This is a genomic window from Streptomyces sp. NPDC028305, assembly GCF_055569495.1.
On the sequence record NZ_JBVHTN010000007.1, the window covers coordinates 618,619 to 643,315 of the forward strand.

General features: G+C 72.3%; 22 protein-coding genes and 1 pseudogene. 11 read left to right on the forward strand and 12 right to left on the reverse strand.

What is annotated here, in order from left to right; genetic code table 11:
• Positions 1 to 4: 4 nt before the first annotated feature.
• From ACZ4WQ_RS32260 to ACZ4WQ_RS32285, 6 genes and pseudogenes are all read right to left on the reverse strand, one after another.
• Positions 5 to 1,702, reverse strand: a complete 1,698-nt coding sequence (locus tag ACZ4WQ_RS32260) for an ABC transporter substrate-binding protein (RefSeq protein WP_468022625.1) — start codon at positions 1,700 to 1,702, stop codon at positions 5 to 7.
• A gap of 159 nt (positions 1,703 to 1,861) precedes the next feature.
• Positions 1,862 to 3,901, reverse strand: a complete 2,040-nt coding sequence (locus ACZ4WQ_RS32265) for a glycoside hydrolase family 127 protein (RefSeq protein ID WP_468022626.1) — start codon at positions 3,899 to 3,901, stop codon at positions 1,862 to 1,864.
• A 141-nt stretch (positions 3,902 to 4,042) separates the two neighbouring features.
• Entirely contained in the window at positions 4,043 to 4,762 is a 720-nt protein-coding gene (locus ACZ4WQ_RS32270; protein ID WP_398373532.1) for a maleylpyruvate isomerase family mycothiol-dependent enzyme, read from the reverse strand.
• A complete protein-coding gene (locus ACZ4WQ_RS32275) occupies positions 4,759 to 5,595 on the reverse strand; it encodes a fumarylacetoacetate hydrolase family protein (protein ID WP_398373533.1) in 837 nt (278 codons plus the stop codon). The genes ACZ4WQ_RS32270 and ACZ4WQ_RS32275 overlap by 4 nt, the downstream gene beginning before the upstream one ends.
• Positions 5,592 to 6,546: pseudogene (locus ACZ4WQ_RS32280) on the reverse strand (cupin domain-containing protein); the annotation flags it as partial. The pseudogene ACZ4WQ_RS32280 and the gene ACZ4WQ_RS32275, both read right to left, overlap by 4 nt.
• A gap of 144 nt (positions 6,547 to 6,690) precedes the next feature.
• Complete coding sequence (locus ACZ4WQ_RS32285; protein ID WP_398373534.1) at positions 6,691 to 7,800, reverse strand: helix-turn-helix transcriptional regulator; 1,110 nt, start codon at positions 7,798 to 7,800, stop codon at positions 6,691 to 6,693.
• Positions 7,801 to 7,899: 99 nt separating this feature from the next.
• Between ACZ4WQ_RS32285 and ACZ4WQ_RS32290 the strand changes: the two genes are divergently transcribed.
• Both ACZ4WQ_RS32290 and ACZ4WQ_RS32295 read left to right on the forward strand, forming a co-directional pair.
• The gene (locus tag ACZ4WQ_RS32290; RefSeq protein WP_311728979.1) at positions 7,900 to 8,478 is read left to right on the forward strand and encodes a DinB family protein; all 579 of its coding nucleotides are present in this window, start codon (positions 7,900 to 7,902) and stop codon (positions 8,476 to 8,478) included.
• Positions 8,479 to 8,480: 2 nt separating this feature from the next.
• Positions 8,481 to 9,581 carry a winged helix DNA-binding domain-containing protein gene (locus tag ACZ4WQ_RS32295; protein ID WP_398373535.1) on the forward strand — a complete coding sequence of 367 codons (1,101 nt, stop codon included), beginning with the start codon at positions 8,481 to 8,483 and terminating at the stop codon, positions 9,579 to 9,581.
• 1 nt (position 9,582) lies between these two features.
• On the opposite strand, the gene ACZ4WQ_RS32300 is transcribed toward ACZ4WQ_RS32295, so the two are convergent.
• Together ACZ4WQ_RS32300 and ACZ4WQ_RS32305 are read right to left on the reverse strand one after the other, a co-directional pair.
• Positions 9,583 to 10,962, reverse strand: coding sequence for a rhodanese-like domain-containing protein (locus ACZ4WQ_RS32300; protein ID WP_398373536.1), 1,380 nt, complete (start codon positions 10,960 to 10,962; stop codon positions 9,583 to 9,585).
• A 45-nt stretch (positions 10,963 to 11,007) separates the two neighbouring features.
• Positions 11,008 to 11,679, reverse strand: coding sequence for a TetR/AcrR family transcriptional regulator (locus tag ACZ4WQ_RS32305; RefSeq protein WP_311728982.1), 672 nt, complete (start codon positions 11,677 to 11,679; stop codon positions 11,008 to 11,010).
• Positions 11,680 to 11,789: 110 nt separating this feature from the next.
• Between ACZ4WQ_RS32305 and ACZ4WQ_RS32310 the strand changes: the two genes are divergently transcribed.
• Complete coding sequence (locus ACZ4WQ_RS32310) at positions 11,790 to 13,226, forward strand: MFS transporter (RefSeq protein ID WP_398373537.1); 1,437 nt, start codon at positions 11,790 to 11,792, stop codon at positions 13,224 to 13,226.
• Between the two features lie 20 nt (positions 13,227 to 13,246).
• Here ACZ4WQ_RS32310 and ACZ4WQ_RS32315 read toward each other — a convergent pair whose 3' ends face one another.
• A complete protein-coding gene (locus tag ACZ4WQ_RS32315) occupies positions 13,247 to 14,692 on the reverse strand; it encodes an MFS transporter (protein WP_361191479.1) in 1,446 nt (481 codons plus the stop codon).
• Between the two features lie 158 nt (positions 14,693 to 14,850).
• On the opposite strand from ACZ4WQ_RS32315, the gene ACZ4WQ_RS32320 reads away from it, so the two are divergent.
• Positions 14,851 to 15,657, forward strand: coding sequence for a helix-turn-helix domain-containing protein (locus tag ACZ4WQ_RS32320; RefSeq protein WP_398373538.1), 807 nt, complete (start codon positions 14,851 to 14,853; stop codon positions 15,655 to 15,657).
• Positions 15,658 to 15,682: 25 nt separating this feature from the next.
• On the opposite strand, the gene ACZ4WQ_RS32325 is transcribed toward ACZ4WQ_RS32320, so the two are convergent.
• Positions 15,683 to 16,570 carry a DUF5134 domain-containing protein gene (locus ACZ4WQ_RS32325; RefSeq protein ID WP_398373539.1) on the reverse strand — a complete coding sequence of 296 codons (888 nt, stop codon included), beginning with the start codon at positions 16,568 to 16,570 and terminating at the stop codon, positions 15,683 to 15,685.
• A gap of 134 nt (positions 16,571 to 16,704) precedes the next feature.
• On the opposite strand from ACZ4WQ_RS32325, the gene ACZ4WQ_RS32330 reads away from it, so the two are divergent.
• The 7 genes from ACZ4WQ_RS32330 (at position 16,705) to ACZ4WQ_RS32360 (ending at position 23,265) form a co-directional block, all read left to right on the forward strand.
• A complete protein-coding gene (locus ACZ4WQ_RS32330) occupies positions 16,705 to 17,154 on the forward strand; it encodes a hypothetical protein (protein WP_398373540.1) in 450 nt (149 codons plus the stop codon).
• A 92-nt stretch (positions 17,155 to 17,246) separates the two neighbouring features.
• Positions 17,247 to 18,836: a multicopper oxidase family protein gene (locus ACZ4WQ_RS32335; RefSeq protein ID WP_398373541.1), complete on the forward strand. Its 1,590-nt coding sequence runs from the start codon at positions 17,247 to 17,249 to the stop codon at positions 18,834 to 18,836.
• A 234-nt stretch (positions 18,837 to 19,070) separates the two neighbouring features.
• Positions 19,071 to 19,526: a hypothetical protein gene (locus ACZ4WQ_RS32340; RefSeq protein ID WP_398373542.1), complete on the forward strand. Its 456-nt coding sequence runs from the start codon at positions 19,071 to 19,073 to the stop codon at positions 19,524 to 19,526.
• A gap of 86 nt (positions 19,527 to 19,612) precedes the next feature.
• The gene (locus tag ACZ4WQ_RS32345) at positions 19,613 to 20,077 is read left to right on the forward strand and encodes a hypothetical protein (protein WP_311728990.1); all 465 of its coding nucleotides are present in this window, start codon (positions 19,613 to 19,615) and stop codon (positions 20,075 to 20,077) included.
• 294 nt (positions 20,078 to 20,371) lie between these two features.
• Positions 20,372 to 20,713, forward strand: a complete 342-nt coding sequence (locus ACZ4WQ_RS32350) for a hypothetical protein (RefSeq protein WP_385349013.1) — start codon at positions 20,372 to 20,374, stop codon at positions 20,711 to 20,713.
• Between the two features lie 132 nt (positions 20,714 to 20,845).
• Positions 20,846 to 21,964 carry a PLP-dependent cysteine synthase family protein gene (locus ACZ4WQ_RS32355; RefSeq protein ID WP_311728992.1) on the forward strand — a complete coding sequence of 373 codons (1,119 nt, stop codon included), beginning with the start codon at positions 20,846 to 20,848 and terminating at the stop codon, positions 21,962 to 21,964.
• Positions 21,961 to 23,265, forward strand: coding sequence for an MFS transporter (locus tag ACZ4WQ_RS32360; protein ID WP_361191463.1), 1,305 nt, complete (start codon positions 21,961 to 21,963; stop codon positions 23,263 to 23,265). Before ACZ4WQ_RS32355 ends, ACZ4WQ_RS32360 begins: the two co-directional genes overlap by 4 nt.
• A 74-nt stretch (positions 23,266 to 23,339) precedes the next feature.
• Here the strand turns inward: ACZ4WQ_RS32360 and ACZ4WQ_RS32365 are convergent, their stop codons facing one another.
• Positions 23,340 to 24,254, reverse strand: a complete 915-nt coding sequence (locus tag ACZ4WQ_RS32365; protein ID WP_311728994.1) for a M56 family metallopeptidase — start codon at positions 24,252 to 24,254, stop codon at positions 23,340 to 23,342.
• A complete protein-coding gene (locus ACZ4WQ_RS32370) occupies positions 24,251 to 24,622 on the reverse strand; it encodes a BlaI/MecI/CopY family transcriptional regulator (protein ID WP_311728995.1) in 372 nt (123 codons plus the stop codon). Before ACZ4WQ_RS32370 ends, ACZ4WQ_RS32365 begins: the two co-directional genes overlap by 4 nt.
• Positions 24,623 to 24,697: the final 75 nt, after the last annotated feature.

The following is a 24,697-nucleotide window of genomic DNA, read 5'->3' on the forward strand; positions in this document are numbered from 1 at the left end:
CCGGTTACTTCTTCGGGTCCGCGAGGCCGATGCCGACCAGGTCGATTCCGCCGCTGTACGAGATCGAGGTGTGGGCGCCCGCGATATTGGTGCCGACCACCAGCACGGTCTTGGAGTAGTTGAGCGGCACGATCGGGGCGCGCTTCATGATCTCGGCGTCGAGCTTGCCGTAGGCCTCGTTCTGCGCCGTCTCGTCCTCCATCGCCGCGATCTCGTCGATGCGCTTCTGGATCTTCTTGTCGTTGAGCATGGAGAGCACCGAGTTGCCCTTGTCGGAGATGAGGCGTCCGTCGAACAGCGGCGGCAGGAAGGTGGTGCCGCCCGGCCAGTCCGGGCACCAGCCGGTGAGCGCCGCGTCGTGCTGCTGTGAGGGCGTGCCGATGACCTCGTAGAAGGTCGAGGTGTCAATGGTGTTGATCTTCACCTTGATGCCCACCCGCTTCAGCCCCTGCTGGACGGCCACCGCCACCGCCTGCTCGGTCGCGTTGGCGCGGGCGTCCACGGTGAGGGTGAAGCCCTTGGACTGGCCGGCCTCGGCCAGCAGTTTGCGGGCGGCTTCCGGATCGCCGGTGCCGTCCTTGGAGGGATACACATCCGTGGCGTCCCGCCCGGGGATCGACGGGGGCTCGATGGAGGTGGCCGCGGTGGCCAGGGCGGAGCCGCCGAGGGCGTCCACCGTGGTCTGCTTGTTGACGGCGTACTCGATCGCCTGGCGCACCCGGACGTCCCGGAGCGGCCCCTTGGTGGTGTTCAGGCTCATATACGTGGTGCAGCCGGTCACGCCGGCGAGCGTGCGCTGCTTGAGCTGCGGTGTCTGGAGCCGGGCGATGGTCGCGGGCTGCACCTTGGGGCCGACGGCGTTGATGTCCTTGCCCTGCCCCGCTATCAGACGCTCGTCGATGGTCGCCGCGTCCAGGCCGAAGGTCCATACGAAACTGTCCGGGCGGGCGGCGCGCACCGTGTCGGTGGAGCGCTTCCAGTGCTTGTTGCGGACCAGCTCGAGCGACGAGCCCCGCCGGTAGTTCGCCACCTCGTACGGGCCGGACGCGATCGGCTTGGTGTCGAAGGCGGCCTTGGCGCCGGTGCCCTTGGGGAAGGGGGTGAAGTTCGGCTGTGCGACGACGCTGGAGAACTGCGGATAGGACTTCTTGAGATGGAAGACGATGGTGCGCTCGTCAGGGGTCTCGATGGTGTCCAGGTCGCCCGACTGGTACGGGCCCTTGTAGTCGGCGGGTGCGGCGATGACCTGCTTGGCGTACGGCGAGCCGATGCCCGCGTCGGGATCCCAGGCCCGCTCCACGCCGAACTTGACGTCCTGGCTGGTGATCGGGGCGCCATTCTGGAAGAACAGCCCCTTCTTGAGGGTGAAGGTCCAGGTCTTGTTGTTCTCGGAGGCCCGGCCGGTGTCGGTGGCCAGATCACCGACGATCTTCGTCCCGTCGCTGTGCGGACCGGCTGCCTCCCGGGTGGTGAGGGTGCGGTAGATCAGGCGGTAGAAGTTGTTGACCCCGCCGTCGAAGCCGCGCGCCGGATCGAGGTGCGAGAAGTCGGGCTTCTCCAGGAAGTGCACGGTGCCGCCGGTGGCGGGGTCCGCGGTGGGCTTGGCCTGGCCGGAGGCGGCGGGCCCGCCTCCGCTGCAAGCGGTGAGGGTCAGGGGAATGGCGGTGCACAGGGCGGCACAGGACAGGACGGCTCTTCTCATGGGGCCTTCTCCGGAAGTGAGTGACGCACGGACAAGGGGACGCACACGTGGGGGAGGTGCGAGTAAAGGGGGGGGTACGGGTGACGTACCTGCGGCCTGGGGGCCGGGGTCCAGGAGGACCAGGGGATCAGGGGATCAGAGGAACCAGGGGGAGGCTGGTCAGACGTTTCTGATCCACACGCGCATGGGGCCGGGCTCTCGGTTGCCCCACGCGAAGTACGGAACGAGCAGCATGTCAGCGGTGCTGGTGTCGGTGTCGGTGTCGGTGTCGGGGGAGGCTTCTCGCGGTCCGGCCGTGAGCACGGGATACAACTCCGGTGACCGCGGCGGCGCGACATCCGCCGCCACCCGGATCAGCACCGTCCCCGCCGGACCGCCGCCGTCGGCCTCCGGGGCGACGACGGTCCCGGCGGCCGCGAGGTGTTCCGCGCCGATCACCACGTCGTCGACGCCGGCCGGGCAGTCCTGCTGCTCCACGCAGTAGACCAGCGGGCCGCGGGCCACCGCGACCGCGCCACGCGTCGCGTCCAGGTGGGGATGGGAGACATGGCCGCGGACCGGCATGGGCAGGCTCAGCCGCAGCTCGTCACCCGGGCGCCAGAGCCGTTCGACGGTGAGCCAGCCGTCCACCGCGGTCCCGGCCGGCACCTCCCCGGCCACGGCCTCGTCGCCCACCGTGAGCCGGATCCGCCCGGCGTCCGCCCAGCCGGGCACCCGGAGCGAGATCCGGTACGGCCGGTCGGGCGCCCGGCGCACGGTGAGCCGTACCTCGCCGTCCCAGGGATAGCCGGTCGCCATGTCCAGCGCGACCTCCGTCCCGTCCACATGAGCCTGCGCATACCCTGCGACCAGCAGTTCTCCGGCGCGCTCGGCGACCAGGAAGTCGGCGAGCTGGGCCATCCAGCGCACCACATTGGGAGGGCAGCAGGGACAGCCGAACCAGGCCCGGCGCAGTGCCTCACCGCCCTCCTCGGCGCCGCTGCGCTGGTCGTGGTCGGCGCGCCGCTGCAACGGGTTGTCGTAGAAGAAGGCGCGCCCGTCCGCCGCGGGGCCCACCGCGAACGCGTTGTACAGGACGCGTTCCAGGACGTCGGGGTAGTGGGCGTCACCGGTGGCCAGGAACATCCGCCAGGCCCACTGCATGGTGCCGATGGCGGCACAGGTCTCGCTGTAGGAGCGCTCGGAGGGGAGTTCGTAGCGGTCGCCCACGGCTTCGTCGGAGTGGCGGCTGCCCAGCCCGCCCGTCACATACAGCTTGGTGGCCACCATGTCGTCCCACAGCCGCCGCAGCGCGTCGAGCAGTTCCCGGTCGCCGGTCTCCCGGTACACATCGGCGGCGCCCGCGGCCAGGTAGGTCATCCGCACCGCGTGTCCGGTGACCGACGGGAGTTCGCGCAGCGGCACATGGTCCTGGAAGTACTGGGAGCCGAAGACCCGTGACACCACGGTGCCGCGGCCGCGGCGGTCCACGAACAGCCGGGCCTGGGTCAGATATCTCTCGTCGCCGGTCTCCCGGTAGAGCTCCACCAGAGCCATCTCGACTTCGGGGTGGCCGCAGACCGCCTCCTCGCCCGTCGGCCCGTAGCGCTCCACCACCAGGTCCGCGAAGCGGATGGCCACATCCAGCAGGCGTCGGTCGCCGAGCTGCCGGTGGGCGGCGACCGCGGCCTGTGCGAGGTGACCGAGGTTGTACATTTCATGGCCCCATGCAAGATCTTCCCAGGGGGCCTTGGCACAGTCGGGGTCCTGGAAGAAGGAGTTGAGGTAGCCGTCCGGGGCCTGGACACGCTCCAGCAGCCCCACGGTCTCCTCGTAGAAGTCCCGCATCACCTGCCGCTCCAGGTCGCCGCCCTCGTCCGGCCGCGCCAGTTCGTAGGCCAGCCCCTCCAGGGTCTTGTAGAGGTCGGTGTCCAGAAACGGATACCGGCCTTGATAGGGCCTGACCTGCTCATTCTCCGCGAGCTTCGTGGGCAGCAGACGACGGAGGTTCTCCAGGTTGCCCGCCTTCTCGAGCTGTTCGAGCGTGTGCGGCACGGTGGCCTCGCGGTTGCGCCGCTGCCAGTCGGCCAGCAGCCCCCCGGTGATCCGCACCCGTGAGCCGCCCAGGGGTGTCACCTCTCCGGGGGCCAGCGGAGCCACCGCGCCGGTCCGGCCGACGGCGTCACGCGGGGATCGGTCCAGGGAATCCCGATCATCCATTCGCATCTCCAGTGCTGTGTAGCATTGCACTGAACCATAAACAGTGATGCGGGACATGCCAAGGTCTTGGACGGAAGAGAAACTTCCGCGAAATCCGGAGGCAGCCCGACCGGGTCGCCCAGCGGCCGGGCACGCCTCGGGTCACAGCCAGGGCGGCAGTTGCGGCAGCGGCGCCCCCGTGGTGGTGTGCAGGCCCTGGGCCCGCCCGCGGCCGGTGAGCCACCGCGCGAGATCGGCGGCGCGTCCCTCGACGCGGACCGCCGCGCCACCGGCCTCGTGGGCGCCGCCGGTTTCGCGGTCGGTGGCCCGCACGTCCGACTCGACCCCCTGCGTGCCGCGCCGGCGAGTCAGGGCGTCGCCGATCAGCGCGTCGAGCAGAGCGTCGGGGAGGGCCGTGAAGTCGCCGCCGTCCGGCAGATCGCACGCGTGGATCCACACCTCGCGACAGCGCAGCCAGGGGATCGTGGCCGCGGGCACGGTCCGGCCCTGGGCCGTGACCACCTCGGCCCGCCACCCCTCGTCGGTGATCTTGTCGAGCGCGGTGTCCAGGTGTTCCTGTTCCTCCTCGACGAAGTCGCGCAGCCGGCTCGCCGGCCATCGCGCGCCGGACTCGATCTCCTCGGCGCGGGCGGACGGGCTCGGGTACATCGGCGTCGGCTCCCCGGTGGCCGCCCAGTGCGCCAGCCGGGCCAGCGCCGTCGCGTTGTGGCCGACGTGGGACAGCAGGTGTCCGCCGGACCAGCCGGGCAGGGCGCTCGGCCCGTCCAGCCGCTCATCGCCGATGGCTTCGAGGCGGGCGGTGAAGTACTCGTGCCCCTGCGCCATCCAGCGCAGATACGTCACCGGTGCGGTGGCGCTCATGACGCGGTGTCCGGTTCCGCGCGCCGCACCGGGGTGACCGGCTCGCCGATGCCCTCGATGCGGGTGACCAGGCGCTGGCCGTCCCGCAGACAGCGCGGTGGTTCGCGCGCGTGACCCACCCCTCCGGTGGTGCCGGTGGCGATCAGGTCGCCCGGGTCGAGGGTGACGATGGTCGACACATAGGCGATCAGGTCGGCCGGGTCGAAGAGCAGATCACCGATGGTGGACTTCTGGACGACCTCGTCGTCGAGGGTGCAGCTGATCTCGGCGTCGGGGGCCAGCTCGTCCGGGGTGACCAGGCAGGGGCCGAGCGGAGTGGTGTCCTCCCAGGTCTTGCCCTGGAGCCACTCGCGGGTGCGGAACTGCCAGTCGCGCAAGGTCACATCGTTGAGGATGGTGTATCCGGCGATGGCGGCCGCCGCGGTGGCGCGGTCGGCGCGCCGGACGCGCCGGCCGACGACCACGACGAGCTCGGCCTCCCAGTCCACCGCGTCGGACTCGGGCGGCAGGGGCAGCGGGTCGTTCGGGCCGATCAGCGCCTCGGGGAACTTGGCGAAGAGCGTGGGGAACTCGGGCAGATCGCGGCCCATCTCCGTGATGTGCGTACGGTAGTTGAGCCCCACACAGACGATCTTGCCGGGGCGGGGGACGACCGGGGCGAGCCGGGCGGGCTCGATCGGCAGGAGGTCGCCGGTGGCGGCTGCCGCGACCGTCCGCCAGTCCGCCCGGGTGAGCAACTCGCCCACGTCGCCGGGGCCGATGTCGACATGGCCGTCGGGCTCGACACGCACCGTGCGGAACCCGCCCTCGGCGCGTACGGTCGCCAGCTTCATGCTCGGTCGCCTCCCTGGTGGGAGCGGTGGAGATGCAGTCGTTCGAAGATCGGCGCGTCGGAGAACCGGAACAGGTCCAGTCCCCGCTCGGTCGCCACGGTGAGCGGCTGCCACGAGGGGACGACGAACAGGTCGCCGCGCTCGACGGTCCAGCGGGACGCGCCGACCGTGACCTCGCCGGTGCCGTCGAACACCTGGAACACCGAGGAGCCGACCTCGCGCCGGGTGGCCGTCGCGGTGTCCGGGGCCAGCCGGTGGAACTCGGTGCGCAGCGTCGGCATGACGTCGCCGCCCGTGGTCGGGTTGGTGTAGCGCACCGCGGCGTGGCCGGGCTCGACGGTCACGTCGTGGCCCTCGCGTTCCAGGGCCAGTTGCTCGCGGAGCGCGTCGTCGGTGTGTTCCCACCGGTAGGCCAGCAGCGGTGTGGCCGGGGTGGGGTGCAGATGGGTCAGCGGGCGCAGCCCGGGGTGGGACCACAGTGTAGTGCTGGAACGGGATGTCCAGCCCGTCGATCCAGGCCATCGGGCGGTCGCTGTGGTTGAGGTGGGCGTGCCAGTGCCAGCCGGGCTGCGGCAGGAAGTCGCCGCGCCGCATGGCCACCGGGTCGCCGTCGACCACGGTCCACCCCCCCTCGCCCTCGACCACGAAGGGGAAGGCGTGCTGGGTGTGGCGGTGGACCGGCGCGTCCTCGTTGGGGTTGAGGTACTGGATCGCCGCTCACAGCGTCGGCGTCGCGAACGGCTGAACGCCGAGCCCCGGGTTGGCCAGCGCGATGGTGCGGCGTTCGTCGCCCCGGCCGACCGGGACCAGCCGCCCCGCGCGCTCGGCCGAGGGAAGCAGGTCGTTCCAGCGCCACAGGTGCGGCAGGGCCCGGGAGGAGGGGTGGGCCGGCATCAGCTCACCGATCTCGGTCCACAGCGGGACGAGGAGCTGCTGCTCGAACTCCCGGTAGCGCCACCTGAACCGGGCCGTCTCCCGCGTCGAGGGGGAGCTGCGCTCCGCGGCCTGACCGGCCCGGTGCCGGGTGCACCGCTCACTGGTCGGTGGCGAAGAGCGTAGCGAGCCGAATGGACAGCTCCAGCAGCTATCGCCAACTCACTGCCCCAGTTCCTCGCCCCGCTGATCGCACCGCTCTTCCTGACCATCGGCGGGGGAGACAGCAACTACCCGGCCACGGCGCCGATCCGCGGAGAGCGCTGACGCGGAGTGCGCTGACGCGGCGTCGGCGTAGCGGCGGGCCAGGCGCGCGAAGGCGTCCTTGAGCTCGGCCGGCCCGATGACCTCGATACCGGCGTCGAACCTGCCGATGGCGGCGGCCAGCGCGGGCCATGACCACGAGCCCAGCACGAGCCGGCAGCGGTCCGGGCCGAGTTCCTCGACGACCCCGTCGTGGGCGTGGCCGGACACCTCGCGGGCGGGCAGGTCGAGGATCACCTCGCCGCGGCAGGGCCAGCCGCCGGACCCGTCGGAGCCCCGGAACCGGTCGGCGACGAAGGCGGCCACGTCCCCTCCGGGCAGGTCGCGCGGGGTGAAGCGGGGCCCCGTCGGGGTGCGCGGGGCGATCCGGTCGACGCGGAAGGTGCGCCAGTCGTCGCGGTCGAGGTCCCAGGCGACGAGATACCAGCGCCCGCCCCAGGTGACGAGGTGGTGTGGCTGCGCCCGGCGCGGCGGAGCCGCGGCGGCGAGTCCGGCGTCGGCGGCTCCCGGCGGATACGCGGGGGCATAGTCGAAGCGCAGCACCTCGCGGGCGCGCACGGCCGCGCTGAGCGTCATGAGCACCCGGGGGTCGACCTGCGGATTCGGCCGGGCCCCGGGGCTCTCGACGGCGGTGACCCGCAGGGCGTCGACACGGTGACGCAGCCGCGCGGGCATCACCTGCCGGACGGTGTTCAGCGCGCGGGCCGCGGCCTCCTCGATGCCGACACCGGCGGTGGCGGCGGCGGTCCGGAGCGCCACGGCGAGGGCCACGGCCTGGTCGTCGTCGAACAGCAGCGGCGGCAGTTCCGTGCCCGCCTCCAGCCGGTAGCCCCCGTCCGGGCCCTTGGTGGTGAAAATCGGGTAGCCGAGCTCGCGCAGGCGGTCGATGTCGCGGCGCACGGTGCGCGGACTGACCTCCAGCCGCTCCGCCAGCAACCGGCCCGGCCAGTCCCGGCGCGCCTGGAGCAGGGAGAGCAGGGACAGCAGTCGCGCTGAGGTTTTCGGCATGAGGCCCATGGTGCCCGGAGAAGCGGCCACACCCTGACCTCTTCCCCTGCCACGGTTGTCCCTGCCGGAACGAGAACGACCAGAAGGAACCCGAACACCGTGACTGCCACCACCACGCCCCCCGCAGCCCTCGACGGCGAGCGGGCCGACCTGCTCGCCGAGCTGGCCGCCGCGCGATCCGCTCTGACCAACACGGTGCGCGAGCTCGGCGACGAGCAGGCCGCCAAGCGCCCGACGGTCAGCGAGCTGAGCCTGGGCGGGCTGATCAAACACGTCGCATCCATCGAGGAGGGATGGCTGCGCTTTGTGGCCGATGGCCCGTCGGCGCTGCGTTACGACCTGCCCGACGGCGTCACCTGGGCGGATCTCGCGGGTGGTACCGCACGCGAGATCCCGCAGTGGGCGATCGACCACCGGAACAACTTCCAGATGCTCCCCGGCGAGACACTGGCCGGGATCCTCGAGGGCTACGAGCGGGTCGCCGCCCGGAGCGAGGAGATCATCGCCACCGTGCCCGACCTGTCGGCGACGCACCCACTGCCGGAGGCGCCCTGGAACGAGCCGGGAGCGGTGCGGAGCGTGCGCCGGGTGCTGATGCACGTCATCGCCGAGACCGCCCAGCACGCCGGGCACGCGGACATCCTGCGCGAGGCCCTCGACGGGCGGAAGTCGAGCTGACGGTGACCGTTCTGGACAACCGGGCCCTGGGCCGCGCGACGCTCGCCCGGCAGTTGCTGCTCGATCGCGCCGACCTACCGGCCCTGGACGCCGTCGCCCACCTGTGCGGCATGCAGGCACAGGAGCCGCAGGAGCCGTTCGTCGGGCTCTGGTCGCGGCTGCGCGCCTTCGGCCCGGCGGTCCTCTCGGAGCTGCTGACGGGGCGGAGCGTGGTGCGGACCCATCTCATGCGCCGCACCGTCCATCTCCTCACCGCCGACGACGTCCTGGCCTGGCGATCCCGCCATGACGCCATGCTGCGCCAACGGGTGCTCGGGACCTACCGCCGTGAGTTCGAGGGGATCGACCTCGACGAACTCGGCGAGGCGGGCCGGGCGGTGATGGCCGACGGCGAGCCCCGCACGATGGCCGAGCTGGTGCGGGTGGTCGCCCCGCACCGGCCGGCGCCGCAACCGCGGGCGCTGGGCGAAATGCTGGTCGCGGCACTCGTCCCGGTGGTGCAGACACCGCCTCGCGGGCTGTGGCGCACCAAGGCGGGGGTGCGCAACGTCCTGCTCTCCTCCTGGCTGGGGCGAAAGCCCGACCCGCTCGCCCCGGATGGCTCCGACCCGGTCGGCCAGGCGCTGGTACGGCGCTATCTGGCCGCGTACGGCCCCGCGGCCTCGGCGGATCTGCGCGCCTGGTGCGGCCTGGCCGGACTCCCCGCCGCGGTGGCCGCGATCCGCGAGGAGCTGGTCACCTTTCGCGACGAGCGGGGCCGCGAGCTGCTCGACCTCCCCGGCGCGCCTCGCCCCGACCCCGACACCCCCGCTCCGGTGCGGTTTCTGCCCGCCTTCGACAACGCGATCCTCGGCTACCACGACCGCGGCCGGATCATCGACGACGCCCACCGCGGCCTCTCGGTCGCCGGCGAGCGTGTCGTGCTGGTCGACGGGCGCGTCGCCGCGACGTGGAGCGTCAAGGCCGACACCGTGGTCGTCGCCCCGCTGCGCGGTTTCTCCCCGGCAGAACACGCCGCGGTCGCCGAGGAGGGGCGGGAACTGGCGGCGTTCCTCTCGGACGACGAAAGCCACCGCGTGCAAGTCGCCTCGTCCCCGGGCTGATTCAGTGTGATCCCGCCCGTTCGGGCTGCGCGTGTTCGAAGGTGTCGTCGACGAGTACGACCTGATGTCCCGCGGCGGCCAGCAGGGAGGCCGCGATCGCGGCCCTGAAGCCGCTGTGACAGTGCACCCAGATCTCGGCGTCCGGCAGGGCGGGAAGGGCGCGGGGCAGCTCGGGCAGCGGTATGTGGCGGGCGCCGGGCAGATGTCCGCGCCGCCACTCGCCGCCGCTCCTGACGTCCAGCACCTCCACCGGCCGCCCGGCCAGGGCGGTGGCCAGGGTGGCGAAGTCCGTGCGCGGGTAGGAGGCCAGCCACCGGGGGCCTGCCCATTCCAGCGGGTTACCGGTGGCGACGGCCGCGGGATGGTCGAAGCCGATCCTGAGGAGCTCCCTCCGGGCGGCTTCGAGCTGTTCGGCGTCGGTGGCCAGCAGGGTGAGCGGTCCGTCGAACGGCACCAGCCAGCCCAGATAGGTGGCGAAGGCGCCGCGGGCGTCGATGTTCACGGCGCCCCGCAGATGGGTGTGCGCGAAGTCCGCCCGCGGCCGTACGTCCACCACCCACTCCCCGGCCGCGATGCGGGTGGCCACCTCGGTCAGGTCCGCGGGGCGGGGAGCGCCGAGGCCGGCCACGGGGGCCGGCCCGGCGGCATTGATCGCGGCCATCCGGCGGTAGTACGCGGGGAAGGGCTCGAGACCGGCCAGCGCGCCGGAGACGAAGGCCTCCTCGTCCAGGTTGAACACGGGATTGGCGGCGCGCTCCGAGCCGATCGTCGAACGCTCGACCGCACCGGCCGTCGCCGCGGCACAGAAGCTCCCGAAGCCGTGGGTCGGCAGGATCACGGTCTCATCGGGCAGCACCTCGGCCAGGTGGCGGGCCGACCGGTACTGGCGGCGGGCCAGCGGCTCGGCGAGCTCCGCCCCCATCAGGTCCGTGCGCCCGGTCGTCCCGTACAGCACCGAGCCGCCGGTGCAGACGAGCCGTGGCGCCCCGTCGCAGGGCGCGAACGCGTACGCGAGGTGATGGTCGGTGTGGCCGGGGGTGGCGATCACCTGGATCCGCAGCTCCCCGGCCCGGAACTCGTCCCCGTCGCCCGCCCTTACGGCGTCGAAGCCCAGCTTCGGACCCGTCGGCACCACATAGTCGGCACCGCGGCGTCGGGCCAGTTCCAGACCGCCCGTGACGTAGTCGTTGTGCAGATGGGTCTCCACCACCGCCCCGAGCCGAAGCGCCCCCGCGTCGAGCGCGGCCGTGATCCGCTCGATGTCACGCTGCGGGTCCACGGCGACCGCGACCGCGCCATCCGTGATCAAGTAGCTGCGATTTCCCAGGCTGGGCGTGGCGAGCTGGATGACGCCCGCCTCGGCCGCCGGGCTCCTGGCCACGTCCGTTCCCTTCCGTACCCAGCACAACGCTCGACACTTCGGGCGTCAAATCGATGGCCGGGCGGATCGCGGTGCGTAGTGGCCGAGGAACATGTCGACGCCGCCGGCGATCAGGCGGTCGGTGAGGCCGTCGTCGACGTCGGCGCCGTAGGCGCTGAAGACGAGGTGCGGGAAGACCAGGAGCGAGTACAGCTGGAGGAGGGCCACCTCGATATCGGGGATGGCGAGCCGGCCGTCCTCGTCCAGTCTCCGGAGCGCTCCCGCCACGGCGGGGTGGTGGTGCTCGGGGCCGGACTGGTGCCACACGGCGCCGAGTTCGGGGAAGCGGTGCAGCTCCCGGGCGACCACGTTCCGCAGGGCGAGGATGTCCGGGTCGGCGTGGATGCCGTCCACCCAGGCCCGGGCCACGGTGACGAGTGCCGCCCGCAGGTCGTCCGAGTCGGCGAGTCCGTCGATCGCCGCGACCAGGTCGCCGCTGAGCGGCGCGTCCAGCGAGTCCTTGACGACCCCGATGAACAGGGCTTCCTTGCTGCCGAAGTGGTTGTAGACGGTCACCTTGGACACGCCCGCGCGCGCGGCGATCAGATCGACGCTCACCTCGAAGCCCTCGCGCAGAAACAGTGCGCGGGCGGCCGTCACGATGGCCCGCCGCTTGGCTTCGGCGCGTGGCCCGGCGGGCGGCTGCTTCGCGGGTGTCCTGACCGTCTCGGGGCTCATGGCATGAGTCTACCCGGCATCTGAACTGTACGGTTGAGTTCAGTTGAACTGAACCGTACAGTTCATGTGTCCGCGCATCGCGTGCGTCAGGCCCGTACGGAGGAATCGTCATGAGCCACTCTCACCACACCGCCCACGCGCAGCATCCGCCCGCGCCCCACGAGGAAGTCCCGCCGCGCCGATGGCTGATGCTGGCGCTGCTCTGCCTGGCCCAGTTCATGCTCATCCTGGACGTCACCGTCGTGAACGTCGCCCTGCCCGACATGGCCGCCGACCTCCATCTCGGCCGCGAGACGCTCACCTGGGTCGTCACCGCCTACACGCTCTGCTTCGGCGGGCTGATGCTGCTCGGCGGCCGCCTCGCGGACGCGCTCGGCGCCCATCGCACGGTGCTCGCCGGGCTCGCGGTGTTCACCGCGGCGTCCCTGCTCACCGGGGTCGCCACGGACGCCACCACGCTGCTCGCCGGGCGGATCTGCCAGGGCGTCGGCGCCGCGCTGCTGTCGCCCTCGGCCCTGTCCGTCGTCACCACGACCTTCCTGGGCGAGGAGCGGAACAAGGCCCTGGGGGTGTGGGCGGCGATCGGCGGCACCGGGTCGGCCTTCGGCGTCCTGCTCGGTGGCGTCCTGACCGACGGGCCCGGCTGGCAATGGGTCTTCTACCTCAACGTCCCCGTCGGTGTTCTCGCGCTCGCCACCCTGCCGGCGCTGCTCCCGCGCCGGGCGCCCCAGCCCGTCCGGCTCGACGTGCCCGGCGCCGTGCTGGTCACCGCGGGCACCGCGTCGCTCATCTACGGCCTGGTGAAGGCGGGGGACGCGGGCTGGGGCGATGTCACCGCCGTACTGCCGCTGCTCGCGGCGCTCGTCCTGTACGCGGTGTTCGTCGTCGTCGAACGCGCCGCCCGGTCCCCGCTGATGGACCCGCGGATGTTCACCCGGCGCCCGGTGGTCGCGGGGGCGTTCCTGATGCTCGTCGCCACCGCGCTGCTGATCGCGTTCTTCTTCCTCGGCTCGGTCTATCTCCAGGGGATACGCGGACTCGACGCGCTGAAGACCGGGCTGGTGTTCCTGCCGGTGGCCGTGGCCACCGGCCTCGGCGCCCACCTCGGGTCGCGGTTCGTGGGCCGGATCGGCAGCCGTCCGACGGCCGTGGCGGGCATGGCGGTGGCGGCGGCCGGGACCGTGCCGTTGGCGTGGCTGCCGGCCGACGGCAGCGTGTACGCGAGGCTGCTGCCCGGGCTGGCCGTCGCCTCGCTCGGCATCGGCGCGGTCTTCGTCACCGCCACCACCACCGCGCTCGCGATGGTCGCCCACGAGGAGGCGGGGCTCGCCTCCGGGGTCGTCAACACCTTCCACGAGGTGGGCGGTTCGGTCGGGGTGGCCGTGATGTCCACCGTCGCCGCGGCCGGTATCGAGCGCGGAGCGATCGACGGCTTCACGGACGCGTTCACGCTCAGCGCGATCGTGGCCGCCGCGAGCCTGCCCGTCGCCCTGCTCCTCGTACCGCGCGGCAAGCCGCGGCCGTCCGGCGGCCCCCACGTGCACTGACACCAGGAGCGGAGCACACATCACGCCCGGTCGGCCTCGAGCGCGGGTTCTCGTCGGTGGTCCTTGCCGAGCAGGGCGGCTATGAGGACGGCGCCGAGCGCGAGCAGGGCGGCCGCGACGGTCAGGGCGAGGGAGAAGCCCTCCGTGGCGGCGTGCTCGGGGCCCCGCTCCGCGGTCAGGGCCTCGCTGCGCCGGGTGGCCAGGGCGACCAGGACCGCCAGCCCCACCGCGCCGCCGACCTGTTGGACCGAGCTCAGCAGGGCCGAGCCGAGCCCGGCGTTCTCCTCGGTGGTGCCCGTCACCGCCGCGACGGTGAGAGCGGGCAGGCTCAGCCCGGAGCCCAGGCTGGTGACGAGTATGCCCGGCAGCACCCCGGAGGCGTAGCCGTCGCTCGGCGCCACTCCGGAGAGCAGCAGCAGGCCGGCCGAGCAGATCAGGAACGACCCGACGAGGGTCCGGCGCACCCCGAACCCGATGACGGCACGGGACGAGAGCCATATCCCCGTGAGGATGCCTGCGCCGTAGGGCAGATACGCGACTCCGGCCGTGAGCGGGCCGTAGTCGAGCACCGTCTGGAGGTGGACCATCAGCAGGAACGCCATCGCGTAGAAGGCCGCGGAGAACAGCAGCGTCGCGGCGTTGGCGACGGCCCGGGTGCGGAAGGAGAGGAACGAGAGCGGCACCAGTGGCTCGGCCGTACGGGACTCCACCGCGAGGAAGGCGAGGGCCAGGGCGACGGCGAGTATCACGGGCGTGACGGAGAGCGGGTCGCCCCAGCCCGACTCCCCGGCCCGGGTCAGACCGTAGACCAGGGACAGCAGGGCGCCGGTGCCCAGGACCGCTCCGGGGAAGTCCGGACGTACCCGGCCGGGAGCCCGGCTCTCGGCGACCAGCCGGGGGACGAGCGCGAGGGCCACGGCGGCCACCGGCAGGTTGATCAGGAAGATCCAGCGCCAGGACGTGAAACCGGTCAGGGCGCCGGAGATCACCAGGCCCATCGTGCCGCCCAGCCCCGCGATGCCGCCCCACACACCGAGCGCCTTGGCCCGCTCCTCGGTGCCGGGGAACAGCAGGGTGATCAGTGACAGCGCGGCCGGGCCGGCCATGGCCGCGCCCGCACCCTGGACGAACCGCCCGGTGACGAGCTGCCAGGGTTCCTGGGCCAGCCCGCAGAACAGGCTCGCGGCGCCGAACAGCGCCACGCCGCCGAGGAAGACGCGCCGGCGGCCCAGCAGGTCGGCCGCGCGGCCGAACAGCAACAGCAGCCCGCCGAAGGCGAGGTAGTACGCGCCCGCGACCCAGGCCAGCCCCGCGGCGCCGAAGCCGAGCTCGCTCCGGATGCTGGGCAGAGCGACGTTCACCACCGTGTCGTCCAGGACGAGCATGAACTGCACGAAACACAGCACGACGAGCGCGAGCCGGCGACGGTTCGCGGCCGTGGTCCGGGCCTGAGGCGTGGCGGTCATGACGGCCGTCCCGCAGGGTTCGGCTGCGGATGAGTACCGGGGCGGCGCGCTGGGCGCGAAGGTGTGATCGGCATACGACGACGCTATGGACGGGCCGAGTTGGCCACCATCCGCCATGAGGCCATGTCATATCGCGTTGAGGCCATACGCTGTGCCGCATGACCGAGGAAGTCTCGCGTGCCGTCCCACCGGGGGTCGGCGCGATCGTCGTCGGGAAGTTTCCGCTGTTGTCGGGGGAGTGGATTTCCGCGCACAGCCATCCGGAACACCACATGCTGGCCTGGACGCGGCGCGGTGTGCTCGGCGTCGCCGTGGACGACACCTACTGGGTGCTGCCGCCGACCCGGGCGCTGTGGGTGCCGGCCGGGGTGGTCCACCGGGCCGGCGCGACCCGCGAGGCGGTCCTCTGCAGCGTCTATGTCGCGCACGCGCGGTGCGGTCTGGACTGGACCGAACCCATGCCGGTCGGTGTCGACGGGCTGCTCGCCCACCTCATCACCTACCTCGGTCGCGAGGACCTCGCCGACGACGCGCGGCTGCGCGCCGAGGCGGTCCTGCCGGACCTGCTCCGTCCCTTGCCCGCCCTGCCCATCGACGTGCCGCGGCCCGTCGATGACCGTGTGCGCGCCGTGGCCGACGCCCTGCTCGCCGATCCCTCCGACCGCCGTGGTCTGGATGCGCACGCACGGGCCGCCGGTGCGAGCCGACGCACCCTGACCCGGCTGTTCGTCCAGGACACCGGCATGAGCTTCGACCGCTGGCGCACCCATGCGCGGCTGCGCGCCGCGCTGCCCCTCCTCGCCGAGGGCCGGCCGGTGTCCCGTGTCGCACACGCCGTGGGATACGCGACCCCGAGCGCGTTTCTCGCCGCGTTCCGCCGGACCGTCGGCACCTCTCCGAAGCGCTACCTCAGCGGCGAGGTGTCCTTCGACACGGCCGCCATGAGCGCCGCTGACGACACATGACCCACGCCGCGTGAGGTGAAGCCCGTCACGCCACCATCATGAGCAGCATCGCGGACATGGCTCCGCCCATGCCGATATGAGCGGCCAGGGCCGCGTCAGGCGCCGCGCCGAGCCTGCGCCGACGGCCGTGGCTTCCCCGTTCCGTCGCCCTGGCCCGGTCCCACACCGAGAGGGTCAGCGATGCCAGGAACACCACAACCGTGTCCGGCATGGCGAGCAGCCAGCGACCCCAGCCGCGACCCCGGCCGCCCTCGCGGCCGATCGGACGCCTGCGGCCGGTGCCCCGGACCCGGGCCCACACGGACGCGCCGATCGACAGCAGGAAGTACACGGCGAGCCCCGCGATCACGAAACGCCAGACGGAGCCCGAAGCCGAGGCGGTGGTGGTGTCGGCGGCGGTCATGCCCGGCATGCTCATCCCGGGCATCGACCCCATGTCGTGCCCCGATCCGGTGTCGCGTGGCGCCGGCTCCATGCCCGGCATGTTCTCCATGCCCGGCATGTTCTCCATTCCAGGCATCCCGGCCATCGAAGAACCGCCCAGTGCGAGCACCGGCCCCGAGGATGTGGTCGTCATGGCGAGCGTCATGATCACCATTCCGGCGCTGCCGACGATGAGGTGTACCCAGTGGCGGCCGTGGCTCCAGCCGCACTCACGGGTGTGTTTGACGGCCATCGCCACGCCGCCGAGCCCCAGGAGGGCGAACGCGGTGGCCCACCACATGCCGTACCCCGCGTACCAGGCCGTCGTCGCGGGCAGCGCCATGACGGCCATGCACACGCCCATCAGTAGATCGCTCCCCGCCGCGAAGCGGGTTTCGCCGCTGGTGGTCGCCACCCGGACCATGCTGACGGCGGCCACCAGTGCGGCGATCGCCGCCACGGACCAGCTCAGAGCCAAGGTCTCCATCATCACCCTTTCCCGTCCCCCTCAACTACTGATGCTCTTAGTACGTAGTGGCTTAGGAGAATGTTCAGCGGGTGAGCCCGTCTTACCCCCGCGGGGTATATTGGCGGCGACACCCACCGGAAACACGGACGGAAGCGATGACGACAGCGGGCACTCGGCGGATCCGCGCCCGTGGTGGCGCGGTCCGCTGGACGCGGGTCGCCGTCATCGCGCTGTTCGCCGCGCTCGTCGTGCTCGTCCACCACGAGACGGCCGCCGTCTCCGCCCCGGCGCACGCGACCGCCATGAGCGGGATGCCGGGCATGGGCCACGCGCCCGCCACTGCGACGCCGTTGGACGCGACGGGGCACGGCAGCGCCGCGTGGCCCGCCGCTCCGGTCGCGGACAGCGACGTCGGCCCCTGTCCGGGCATGGCCATGCAGCACTGCGCGACCGCCGGTGTCGACGTGGTCAAAATCGCCCCGCCCGCCGAACTCCGTGTCGGGGTCGGCCGCGACACCCGCGCCGCTCCGGCCGGGCGCGATGTCCCCGGCACCGTGAGCCGCGCCCCGCCCGATCTCTCCGTTCTCTCCCGACTGCTCCTGTAGGCCGCCCCACGGCCGTCCGCGCGCCCGCGCGCGAACAGCCGTGCCCGCACGCGACCGAACAGAAGGCATGTCGAGAAGAGGACACCATCCCCATGAACAGCATCAACCGTCGTTCCGTCCTGCTGGCCGGGCTCGGCCTCGCGGGCGCGGGAGCGCTCGCCGCGTGCAGCGGCTCCGGGGAGGGCTCCGGGAGCGCCCCCAAGCTGGTCCAGCCGTCCGGTGCGGCGGTCGCCGCCGCCGAGAAGAAGCGCGCCGGCACCGGCAGGGTGCACCGGACGACCCTGACCGCCGCGCCCGCCACGCTGGACCTCGGCGCCGGTGTCATGGCCAGGAGCTGGGCCTTCTCCGGCCGGACCCCCGGAAAGGAGCTCCGGGTGTCGGTGGGCGACACCGTGGCTGCCGAGCTCTCCAACCAGCTGCCGGACCGGACCGCCACGTCCATCCACTGGCACGGCATCGCCATGCGCAACGACATGGACGGCGTTCCCCCGGTCACCCAGACGGCCGTGCGGTCCGGAGCCAACCACACCTACCGCTTCATCGCCGACGCCCCGGGGACGTACTTCTTCCATCCGCACGTCGGTGTCCAGCTCGACCGCGGTCTCTACGCCCCGCTGATCGTCGAGGACCCGAAGGAGCCGCTGTCGTACGACGACGAGTGGGTCGTGGTCCTGGACGACTGGGTCGACGGCGTCACCGGCACCCCCGACCAGGTCTTCGCCGAGGTGAAGCGGGGCATGGACGGGATGCACTCGGGCGGCCACGGCATGGACGGCATGGACATGGGCGGCGGCACGGCCGGGACGAGTGACTCGCCGTCCGCTTCCGGCGACGGCATGTCGATGAAGTTCATGCTGATGGGCGCGGAGAGCGAGCTGCTCGGCGGCGACGCCGGCGATGTGAAGTACCCGTACCACCTGATCAACGGCCGCGTGCCGGCCGACCCGGACGTGTACCGGGGCAAGCCCGGCAAGCGGGTCCGCCTCCGGATCATCAACGCGGGTGGCGACACCGCCTACCGCGTCGCGCTCGGCGGCCACAGGCTGACCGTCACCCACACCGACGGCTTCCCCGTCGAGCACGAACAGGCCGACGCCCTGCTGATCGGTATGGGGGAGCGCTACGACGTCCTGGTCACCCTCGCCGACGGCGTCTTCCCGCTCGTCGCGCTCGCGGAGGGCAAGAACGCGACCGCCATGGCCCTGGTCCGCACCGGCTCCGGCGGTGCGCCGAAAGCGACCGTACGGCCGAAGGAGCTGAACGGCATGATCATGACGGCGTCCCGGCTCCGGGCGGCGGACGGCGTCCGGCTGCCCTCGAAGAAGGTCGACCGGGTGCACCGGATCGAGCTGACCGGCGGCATGGCCAAGTACAACTGGGCCATCAACGGCAAGGCATACGACATGCGTAACCCGACGGCCGACCCGATCACGGTCGAGGAGGGCCAGCGGGTCCGGCTGGACTTCGTCAACAGCACGCAGATGTGGCACCCGATGCATCTGCACGGCCACACCTACCAGCTCGGGAAGGCCGGCCCGCGTAAGGACACCGCGATCGTGCTGCCGAAGAAGAAGCTGTCCGTGGTCTTCGACGCCGACAACCCCGGCCAGTGGATGCTGCACTGCCACAACGCCTACCACGGCGAGGCCGGGATGATGGCGATGGTGGCCTATCGGGCCTGATCCCCATTGCCTGACGCTGGGGGCCGCGGTGGCCCCCGGCGTCACTCCGTGGTTTCTCGCGGGTGGCCCTTGCGGGCGACGCCGATGACGCACGGAGGGCTGAGCGTAGAGGTGTCCGCCCGGCCGCAGGACGCGGGCGGCCTCGGCGAGCGCGGCGGGGACGTCGGCGATCTGTGTGCGGCGGCGGGTGAGTGATTCACTCAAAAGTGAACTATGCGTGCATAGCGTTCTCAATTGGCTAACATCGGCGCCATGTTCCGGGGTGTGGTGAAAGGGCCGGGGAAGTGCGGCCCGCTGGCGGGGTTGCTCCTGGGTCTGGCGCTGTTCGCCGTGGCCCATGCGCTCGTCTGCGCGCTTCACGTTCCTGGCGGCCACCGCGGACCGGTGTCCGTCCGGGAGTTCGGCGCGGTCGGGGCATCCGTCGACCGATGGGGCGGAATCCAGCCTTCTGATCACCGCGTCTCGGGCGGTGACGGTGGCTGCTGTGAGTCCATGGCGCACCCCTGTGACGGTCCGGCCCGCGTCGAGTCGCTGTTTCCGTGCGCGCTGCTGCTCGGGCTCCCCGCCCTGGGGACGGCGGTCCTGAATGCCCGCCCCGCCCCTGCTCATTCGGCGATCCATGTGGCGAGGGGGTCCCCTCCGGGCCGTGGCGCCGATGTGCTCCGGATGGCCTGCGTCAGCCGTACGTGACCGATTCCGTTCGCCGCGCGGGCAGGTTGGCGCGATGTTTCAGGGGTGTTTCTCGGGTGCTCCCGCGGCAGTGCTAAGGTCACGGCATGGTTACGGCCTGGTCGCCCTCCGTTATGCCGCGGTCCCGCCCCTCGGGGCGCCCGCTGCGTCTGCTGTGGGTGGCCGCGCTCCTGTTCGGGCTGGTGTACGCGCATGGCGTGAGCCCGGAGGGCGTGACGAGGCACCTCGCCACCATCGCGGCGGGCCAGGGTGTTTCCGTGGGCCACGGCGGCGCTGTCATGACGGCATCCGCCGCCTCGGAGAAGACCTCTGACGGTGCGTTCGTGACGCGTGACCACCACGACGGCCACCACGGCTCTCCCTATCCCGCACACGAGTGTCTGGTCGCCCAGCCACAGCACGGTTCCGGAGTGGCAGCTCCCTGCCCGGCGTTGCCCGGCCGGGAGCCGGCTGCCCTGATCGCGCCGCTCGAGGCGACCGGCCGGGCACCGATGTCCTGGGCCAGGTGCCCGTTCCAGGACTCCGCCGTCCGCGCGGTTCTGAGGATCTAGGCTCCGCCGTACCGTCGGCCTGCCGGCGTATGCCGCATACGCCGCCCCGGTCAGGCGCTTCCGGCTCACGGCTCCCCGACTTCCGGTGGCGCGCCGCTCAAGGGCGCTGATCCGGAGAGGTCCGGGCGCCGCCACCCCCCCCATGCCCACTTCTGCTCACCACCCACGCCCTCCCGTAGGGCGGGGTAGGTGTGTCATGCGGAGGAACCGTTGCCGTTCCACTCCCACGTCCGCCATGCCCTTTTACCGGGCTCGTCGTGGTATCGCGGTGTTGTCGCGCTTCTGTTGTGCGGGTTGCTGCTGACCGCTGTCGACTGCCTCGGCCCGCACAAGGAGCCGGCCGACCCGCGCGCCATGGCGCAGACCACCTCCGGGCCGCCCACGGCGGCGTCCCCCGGGGACCCGGACGCACCCGAGGCGGCGCGCGGCGTCGAATCCTGCGCTCCCCTCGGCCTCACCGGCCTGTCCACGCCGCGGCCACCGGCGCCGTCCCGCGATCTGACGCCGACTGCCGGTGCGCTCCCGGCGCCGGCCAGGGCGGCCTTCCGCGCGGCGATACGGCCCCGGGAGGAACGGGGCAGCCGAGCGCGGTCCGGGATTTCCAGACTCGCCGTCGTCTGCCGGTGGCGCATTTAGGCCATGCCCGCCACCGCCGTCCCGCCACCGCACGCGAGGGGCCTCCCCGGATCGGGAAGCCCGCCGCGGCTCGGCCGTGACGCGGTCAAAGACGACCCGACACTTTTCACGCTCTGCGGAGAAAACACGAAGATGCAATCCACCACGACCACCGACACCGGTTCGCTCACCGCAAGGTCGGCCATTTCCGACCTGGTCGGCAACACCCCTCTGCTGCGGGTGTCCGAGCCCCTCGCCCCGGCCGGCCGCGGCTTCTGGGCCAAGCTTGAGGGCTTCAACCCCGGCGGCATCAAGGACCGCCCCGGGCTGCACATGGTCGAACGGGCCCGGGCCCGCGGCGAACTGCGGCCCGGCGGCCGGATCATCGAGTCCACCAGCGGCACTCTCGGACTGGGACTCGCCCTGGCCGGCATGGTCTACGGCCACCCGGTCACCCTGGTCACCGACCCGGGTCTCGAGCTTTCCATGAACCGGCTGCTGACCGCATACGGCGCCCAGGTCAACGTCGTATCCGAGCCCCACCCCACCGGCGGCTGGCAGCAGGCCCGCCGCGACCGCGTCCGGCGCCTGCGGGACCAACACCCCGGCTCATGGTGTCCGGACCAGTACAACAACCCCGACAACGTCGCCGCCTACACCCCGCTCGCGCTGGAACTGGCCGGCGAACTCGGCCACATCGACACCCTGGTGTGCAGCGTCGGCACCGGCGGCCACTCCGCGGGCGTCTCCCGGGTCCTGCGCCAGCTCTACCCCGGCCTGAAGGTCGTCGGGGTCGACACCACCGGCTCGACCATCTTCGGCCAGCCTGCCAGGCCCCGCCTGATGCGCGGACTGGGATCCAGCATCTACCCCCGCAACGTCGCCTACGACCAGTTCTCCGAAGTGCACTGGGTGGCCCCGGCGGAGGCGGTGTGGACGTGCCGTCAGCTGGCCGCGTCCCACTACGCCACCGGCGGATGGAGTGTCGGAGCGGTCGCCCTGGTGGCCGGCTGGCTCGCCCGGACCAGCCCCGCGGACACTCGCATCGTGGCGATCTTCCCCGACGGCCCGCAGCGCTACCTGGGGACGGTCTACGACGACGACTACTGCGCCGCCCACGGTCTGCTCGACTCGCCCCCGGCACCCGAACCGGAGGTGATTGGTCACCTCGACGAGAAGGAGGCGACCCGCTGGACCCGGTGCACCACCGTGGTCGACCCCCTCTCCCACGACGGCGCCACCGAGGACGCCGGCGAGGAGGAGGGCCGGTGAAGGCACTGTTCACGCAGGCGCGTTCCTACGAGCGCAGCGTCCAGCTGTTGATGGTGAACCAGTTCACCATCAACCTGGGCTTCTACATGCTCATGCCCTACCTGGCCGCCCATCTGTCCGGAACCCTCGGACTGGCCGGCTGGCTGGTCGGACTGATCCTGGGGGTGCGCAACTTCAGCCAGCAGGGCATGTTCCTGGTCGGCGGCACCCTGGCCGACCGGTTCGGCTACAAGCCGCTGATCGTCGCCGGATGCGTGCTGCGCACCGCCGGGTTCGCGGCCCTCGGGCTCGTGGACTCCCTGCCCGCGCTGCTCGCGGCCTCGGCGGCCGCCGGGCTCGCCGGAGCGCTGTTCAATCCCGCCGTACGGGCGTATGTCGCAGCGGACGCGGGGGAGCGCCGGGTGGAGGCGTTCGCGCTGTTCAACGTCTTCTACCAGGCCGGTATCCTGCTCGGCCCGCTGGTGGGCATGGTGCTGACCGGCATCGACTTCCGCGTCACCTGCCTTACGGCCGCGGCGGTCTTCGCGGTGCTCAGCGTCGTCCAGATCCGGGCGCTGCCGTCCCGCCGGGCCGACGACGCCGAGGACGGCGGTCGGGGCGCCGCGCGCGAGAGCGTGTGGTCGCAGTGGCGGGACGTGGTGGCCAACCGGCCGTTCCTGCTCTTCTCCGTCGCCATGATCGGCTCGTATGTGCTGTCGTTCCAGGTCTATCTGGCCCTGCCGCTGGAGGTGCGCCGCCTCGGTGGCCAGGGCGCGGGCGGGACCGCGGCGGTGGCGCTGCTGTTCGCCGTCTCGGGCCTGGCCACCATCCTCGGGCAGACGAAGGTCACGGCCTGGTGCAAGGCCCGGATGGCGCCGGGGCGGGCGCTGGCCTGGGGACTGCTCACCATGGGCGTGGCGTTCGTGCCGCTGCTGGCCGCGACCGCCGTTCCCGAACCGGAGGGCGGCGTGGGCCGCTGGCTGCTCGCGGCCGTTCCGCCCGCGCTCTCGGCGCTGTTGCTCGCTCTGGGGACGATGATCGCCTATCCCTTCGAGATGGACACCATCGTCCGGCTCTCGGGTGACCGGCTCGTGGCCACTCACTACGGGCTGTACAACACCATCTGCGGGGTGGGCATCACCCTCGGCAACCTGCTCACCGGCGCCGCGCTGGACGCGGCCCGGGCGGCGGGGATGTCCGCGCTGCCGTGGTGCGCGCTGCTCGCGCTGGGCCTGGCGTGCGCCGCCGCGCTGTACGGGCTGCACCACACCGGCCGCCTCGCGGCGATGCCCGCTCCCGGGGCGCGGCCCGCGGCGGCCTGAGGGGGCCACGGACGGGAAACGGGCGGCGGACGGTCCCCGGCACCGCCCGCCGCCCCTCCACCGGCCGGTGGAAACTATCCGAGGACCGGGGGGCAACCGACCAGGAAAGGGAGCACCGGAACCGCCGTCACACCGACGGCCATCGCGGCCGACAGCGCCGGATGGGGGCGGCGCCGCGGAGCCAGTACGCGCCGGAGCCGTATGAGTACGTCGGCGCCGCCCATGGCGAACGCGCCCCGGGGTGTCTTCGCGGCGGCCATGTCGCACATGGCCGCCGCGAGCACCGCGCGCGGCTGGCGGCGCAGGGCGCGGTCGTCAGCGATCATCTCCAGGAGGATCGCGGTCTGTTCCCTGGCGTGCCGGGCCAGCGGCAGTCGGCGGAAGGTCCGGGCGAACGCCTCGGCGGCGGCCAGGGCCAGGTGGTGGCGGCCGGCGATATGGCCGCGCTCGTGTTCCAGTACGGCGTCGAGCTGGTCCGCGGTGAGCAGGCTCAGGGCGCCCCGGCTGACGACGACCCGGGAGCGCAGGCCGGGCAGGCTGTAGGCGGTGGGCAGGTCATGGTCCAGGACGGTGGCCCGCAGCGCTGCCGAGTGGCGGCCGACGACGTCCAGGACGCGCAGATGGCGCGAGCGTCGCCACCGCGCGTGCGCCACCTCCAAGGCGAACGATCCCAGGAGAACCAGCGGTACGGCGGCGGGCACGGCGATGGCGAGGGCGTCCGCGATGCCCGGGGTCGACACGCCGCTCTCCGGGGTGTCGGCCGGCCCGCAGGCGTGCAGGAAACCGGCCGCTCCCGTGTGGCGGTGTGGGGCCGGGACGGCCAGGTGATAGGCGGCAAGAGCCACCGCGGTCGTGAACGACACGGCCAGCGCGTGCCAGGCGAAGACGGCGAGCGCGGGCGAGCGGTGGGCCCAGCCGCGCAGCATCAGCCGGGGTGCGAGGAGGCCGACCGCCGCCGCGTAGCCGATCAATGCCGGGACCGCGGTCATGTGTCCGTGTGCCGTCCGGCGGTCCTCAGGGCCTCGCGCAGCGCGGCCACCTCGGTGGGGGACATCTGCCCGACGAAGTGGGCGAGTGCCGCCGGACGGTCCTCGCTCGCGCCCAGGGCGTCCTCCATCATGGCCGCGGAGTACTCCTCGCGGGTGCGGACCGGCTCGTACAGCCAGGCTCTGCCCTGCTTCTTCTCGCGCAGGAGCCAGCCTTTCGCATGAAGGATGTTGGCCACGGTCAGCACAGTGGTGTAGGCGAGGGGCCGCGTCTTGTTGATGTCGTCCACGATGTCGCGGACTGTCGCCGGGCGCTTCCACTTCCACAGGCGGTCCATGATCTCCGCCTCCAGTTCCCCCAACCGCCGCATGGCCGTTCCTCCCTCTCCGGCACCCCGTACGAAGGGCCATCGTAGGGCGATCTTCTCGTCCCTCATGCCCGAGGC

Excerpts from the sequence above, each read along its gene's own strand:
- ACZ4WQ_RS32260 (WP_468022625.1), bottom strand. The coding sequence starts at position 1,702 with ATGAGAAGAGCCGTCCTGTCCTGTGCCGCCCTGTGCACCGCCATTCCC.
- ACZ4WQ_RS32265 (WP_468022626.1), bottom strand. The coding sequence starts at position 3,901 with ATGGATGATCGGGATTCCCTGGACCGATCCCCGCGTGACGCCGTCGGC.
- ACZ4WQ_RS32270 (WP_398373532.1), bottom strand. The coding sequence starts at position 4,762 with ATGAGCGCCACCGCACCGGTGACGTATCTGCGCTGGATGGCGCAGGGG.
- ACZ4WQ_RS32275 (WP_398373533.1), bottom strand. The coding sequence starts at position 5,595 with ATGAAGCTGGCGACCGTACGCGCCGAGGGCGGGTTCCGCACGGTGCGT.
- ACZ4WQ_RS32285 (WP_398373534.1), bottom strand. The coding sequence starts at position 7,800 with ATGCCGAAAACCTCAGCGCGACTGCTGTCCCTGCTCTCCCTGCTCCAG.
- ACZ4WQ_RS32305 (WP_311728982.1), bottom strand. The coding sequence starts at position 11,679 with ATGAGCCCCGAGACGGTCAGGACACCCGCGAAGCAGCCGCCCGCCGGG.
- ACZ4WQ_RS32310 (WP_398373537.1), top strand. The coding sequence starts at position 11,790 with ATGAGCCACTCTCACCACACCGCCCACGCGCAGCATCCGCCCGCGCCC.
- ACZ4WQ_RS32315 (WP_361191479.1), bottom strand. The coding sequence starts at position 14,692 with ATGACCGCCACGCCTCAGGCCCGGACCACGGCCGCGAACCGTCGCCGG.
- ACZ4WQ_RS32320 (WP_398373538.1), top strand. The coding sequence starts at position 14,851 with ATGACCGAGGAAGTCTCGCGTGCCGTCCCACCGGGGGTCGGCGCGATC.
- ACZ4WQ_RS32325 (WP_398373539.1), bottom strand. The coding sequence starts at position 16,570 with ATGATGGAGACCTTGGCTCTGAGCTGGTCCGTGGCGGCGATCGCCGCA.
- ACZ4WQ_RS32330 (WP_398373540.1), top strand. The coding sequence starts at position 16,705 with ATGACGACAGCGGGCACTCGGCGGATCCGCGCCCGTGGTGGCGCGGTC.
- ACZ4WQ_RS32335 (WP_398373541.1), top strand. The coding sequence starts at position 17,247 with ATGAACAGCATCAACCGTCGTTCCGTCCTGCTGGCCGGGCTCGGCCTC.
- ACZ4WQ_RS32345 (WP_311728990.1), top strand. The coding sequence starts at position 19,613 with ATGGTTACGGCCTGGTCGCCCTCCGTTATGCCGCGGTCCCGCCCCTCG.
- ACZ4WQ_RS32355 (WP_311728992.1), top strand. The coding sequence starts at position 20,846 with ATGCAATCCACCACGACCACCGACACCGGTTCGCTCACCGCAAGGTCG.
- ACZ4WQ_RS32365 (WP_311728994.1), bottom strand. The coding sequence starts at position 24,254 with ATGACCGCGGTCCCGGCATTGATCGGCTACGCGGCGGCGGTCGGCCTC.
- ACZ4WQ_RS32370 (WP_311728995.1), bottom strand. The coding sequence starts at position 24,622 with ATGCGGCGGTTGGGGGAACTGGAGGCGGAGATCATGGACCGCCTGTGG.